The organism is Limosilactobacillus walteri (genome assembly GCF_014830205.1).
In the GTDB taxonomy this organism is placed as follows: domain Bacteria; phylum Bacillota; class Bacilli; order Lactobacillales; family Lactobacillaceae; genus Limosilactobacillus; species Limosilactobacillus walteri.
Map to the genome: position 1 here is coordinate 1 of NZ_QORN01000060.1, position 2,346 is coordinate 2,346.

A 2,346-nucleotide genomic window follows, 5' to 3' on the forward strand; every position below is an offset into this window, starting at 1 on the left:
TACTTCTTGACGAAGAGCCTAAAAAAATACCCCCTACATTTTTGTAGGAAGTATTTTTAGTCAACCATACCAGTTGACAGATATCCCCTTTTTTATTATATCTTGTCTAATTTCATTACATATAATTGTAATCCATTAGAAGATTTATATATTTGTGTATTATGATTTAAGGAAACTCTAGTAAAACCTATATCAGTATAAAATTTTAACAAGAATGGTATGTCCTTAGCTTCCAAATAAACAACCGAACCACCACTTAGTTCCCAAACAGCCTTAACTTGATTAAGTGCGATACTAGCTAATTCTTTACCTGCTATACTCTTTCCTAAATATTGATCTTTTCCTAATTGTCCGATTAAAATAGCAGGAATATTATATTCATTATAATGATCACGATATCCCAAAGGCGAAAATTTATGTCTTAAATTTTTCGACATTTGATTCCAGCTTTCACTATCAATAGTAAGTGGCTTAATAGCAATTGAGAAATACGCAATCAAGTTTCTACTATCTAAAATTAGATAGGTACGAGCCATTCCCATTTTTTCAAATAAGATAGCTTTATTTCTTAAAAAATCATTTACATCATTATCTAAACACGAAAAATGAGATAAAGTATTTTTAATTGCTTCTTCTTTCAAGTCTGGATCATCCAAAAGACTTTTTAAAGATACAATTTTAAAAGAACTTTGACTATTCATTACTACTTAAAAATCTGCTTCAAATTATTTTTATTTTTCTTAACATCCTCTTTAGTCCAGTAATTAACATTGTGGTGCATTGGAATGTTAACATGTTTTGAACTGTTAATTGCATTCAAGAGGTTTGAAGCATTCTCCTTAGTAAATTGGAATTTAGTTGTAAAACTAGAAGTTGCCATAATAATTAACCTCCTTCAATGAAATAACTATACAGCTTGTATAGTTATTCTACCATAAAAATTTATTCATTTCTTTAAGCAAAACATCAATCAGCTAAATTCTTCTAAGAGATTGAATAAATAAAGCCAATTACTATTATTAGCCCCGTTATACCTATAATTATAAGCATCGTTTTCATTGATAAATCTAAACTCTGTTTAGTCAACTTTCCAATTCCTTCAAATAGAATTAACATTATTAGATAAATAGAAAGAATAAAAAATCCACCCAAAACAATTGAGTTACCAATAATAAAATGACTAGCCCCTTTACTAGAAATAGCTTTACCAAAAATATTGCCTAAAATTTGTAGTCCACCAAAAATAGCGAAAGTGATTGCTGTAAAAATACCTAAAATTGTAATCAAATTAGACGAAAGATGTTGATTTTCTTCCTTTATTTGATCATAACTACTATTTATGGAATTTTGTTGTTCAATTAAATTCTGAGTATTTGTTGCTAAATTTTGTATTTCATTTTCTGACCTAGCATACAAATTATCAAATTGCTTACTGGCTAATTTAGTATGCTCCAAAACCTTTACCATAAAAGTACCATTCATATCTTTATGATCACTTAAATAACGTAAAAGCCTTTTTTCGATTTCTGGATAAAATAAATCTAACCCATCCATACTATCTAAACTATAAATAATTCTAGTTATTTCTGAATAAGGAATAAAAGAAGAATCTAAAGTTTGAGAAGTATCAAACAAATCGTTATACCTATCTTTTTCTATTTTTTTACCATTACTAATATCCCTAATAATAGTTTCATAGTTAGTCACAAAATTTGTTCTTGTTGTTAAATGGTCTTTTTCTAAATAACTTAGTGACTTTTTTCTAGCACTAGCCATTTATTATATCTCCTAAGCTATATGCAACATTACTTCGCCAACCAACAATTTTATTTTCATTAGCTTTCCAATAATGTTCTGAATGAGATTTATCAACCAAATCAAAAACATCTTCATTACTTAATTTAATGATTTCGCTATTTAAAACATTTAACTCTGGGGATTGAGTATCGTTTTCGGTAATAGGATCTGATCCATATATTTTATATTTCTCATAAATATTTTTTACCACCGGCCCATATCTCCAAACTAGAAATGGCTCATCATATATATCCTGTAGTTGTTGTTGAGTAAACAGATTATTCTTGAGAGCAAATTTCAATGAAAAATACATTATTTTTTGTAACTGTAAATTCGTAATTTCTTGATCTTTATTATGAACAACAGAAATAATGTGTTTAGCAAAGTTATCCATTGACATACAATCATCTCCCCTAATTCATAATTAAGTCTAAGAAAAACTTTTGGTATTATTATATTATCACATTATCTAAACCTATAGTAAAAAATAATGCTTTTTTAAAGTTTTTCACAATAAAAGACTTTCAAGTTGGCACTATGTCCCGTCAA

Annotated in this window: 4 protein-coding genes; all 4 read right to left on the reverse strand. The window is 27.6% G+C overall.

What is annotated here, in order from left to right:
- Nucleotides 1-95 precede the first annotated feature (95 nt).
- The 4 genes from DTK66_RS10655 to DTK66_RS10670 all read right to left on the reverse strand — a co-directional run bounded on the left by DTK66_RS10655 (nt 96) and on the right by DTK66_RS10670 (nt 2,197).
- Nucleotides 96-701, reverse strand: a complete 606-nt coding sequence (locus DTK66_RS10655) for an N-acetyltransferase (RefSeq protein WP_191668656.1) — start codon at nt 699-701, stop codon at nt 96-98.
- A 2-nt stretch (nt 702-703) separates the two neighbouring features.
- The gene (locus DTK66_RS10660) at nt 704-880 is read right to left on the reverse strand and encodes a hypothetical protein (protein WP_191668657.1); all 177 of its coding nucleotides are present in this window, start codon (nt 878-880) and stop codon (nt 704-706) included.
- Nucleotides 881-984: 104 nt separating this feature from the next.
- Nucleotides 985-1,776: a hypothetical protein gene (locus DTK66_RS10665; protein ID WP_191668658.1), complete on the reverse strand. Its 792-nt coding sequence runs from the start codon at nt 1,774-1,776 to the stop codon at nt 985-987.
- Nucleotides 1,769-2,197, reverse strand: coding sequence for a Panacea domain-containing protein (locus DTK66_RS10670; RefSeq protein ID WP_191668659.1), 429 nt, complete (start codon nt 2,195-2,197; stop codon nt 1,769-1,771). Before DTK66_RS10670 ends, DTK66_RS10665 begins: the two co-directional genes overlap by 8 nt.
- Nucleotides 2,198-2,346 lie beyond the last annotated feature (149 nt).

Coding starts and splice junctions, on each gene's coding strand:
- DTK66_RS10660 (WP_191668657.1), bottom strand. CDS start 880: ATGGCAACTTCTAGTTTTACAACTAAATTCCAATTTACTAAGGAGAAT.
- DTK66_RS10655 (WP_191668656.1), bottom strand. CDS start 701: ATGAATAGTCAAAGTTCTTTTAAAATTGTATCTTTAAAAAGTCTTTTG.
- DTK66_RS10665 (WP_191668658.1), bottom strand. CDS start 1,776: ATGGCTAGTGCTAGAAAAAAGTCACTAAGTTATTTAGAAAAAGACCAT.
- DTK66_RS10670 (WP_191668659.1), bottom strand. CDS start 2,197: ATGTCAATGGATAACTTTGCTAAACACATTATTTCTGTTGTTCATAAT.